Source organism: Pseudomonas sp. 34 E 7 (genome assembly GCF_900005715.1).
Taxonomy (GTDB): domain Bacteria; phylum Pseudomonadota; class Gammaproteobacteria; order Pseudomonadales; family Pseudomonadaceae; genus Aquipseudomonas; species Aquipseudomonas orientalis_A.
Window position 1 is genome coordinate 7,833 of the sequence record NZ_CVTX01000191.1, and the last position, 840, is coordinate 8,672.

General features: G+C 57.7%; 1 pseudogene. It reads right to left on the reverse strand.

Going from position 1 to position 840, the window contains the following annotated elements:
- Window positions 1-840 (reverse strand): annotated as a pseudogene (locus BFP96_RS27490) (RHS repeat protein); the annotation flags it as partial.

Here is an 840-nt window from a genome sequence, read left to right on the forward strand (position 1 = left end):
GTACTCGTAGGCCAGCGCCCAGTGGCCGTCTTCGACGCTGAGGAGGTTGCCTTGGCGGTCGTAGGTGTAGTCGACCGTATTGCCATCGGGGAGGGTTTTTCTTACAAGACGACCGGCGTGGTCGCGCTCGTAACGGGTAACAAGCTGACTACCGTCGTCGCCGTGTTCGGTCTTTTCCAGCAGGTTGCCGTTGAGGTCGTAGGCGTAGGCGGTGCGTTGGCCGTCGAAGCCGGTTTCCTGTCGGATCAGGCCGTTGGGGTGGTAGTCCAGTTGATAGGTTTCGCCAACTTCGTTTTCGATTTCAGTTAGCAAAAGGCGGGCGTTGTCGTAGCGATACTTGACCTGAGTGCCGTCGGCGTTGATGCGGCGGCTGATCAGGTGCAGGCCGTCGGCGTATTCGTAGCGGGTGACGTGGCCGAGTTCATCGCGTTCGGCGATGATTTTTCCGTAAGGGTTGTAGCTGAACTCCCGATAAGTACCGTCGGATTGGGTCAGTTTCAGCAGGCGCCCTACCGCGTCCCATTGATACTGAGTCAGCGCGCCAAGCTCATCCTCACGCGACAATTGCCGGCCCAGATCGTCATAGCGATAACGCATGATGCTTCCATTGGGCAACTGTTCTTCAACAAGCTGCCCACGCTCATTCCACACCAGCCGATGACAACTGTTGTCGGGATACCAGACCCCGGTCAGTTGCCCTTGCTTGTCGTAGCTGTAGTCCGTCGCGTCGCTGTCCGGATCAATCCTGCGGATGACATCGCCTTGCTCATTACGCTCGTATTTCCAAACCGCCTCACCACGCCGCACGACCCGTACGAAACCATTGTCATGCTCGTAGGA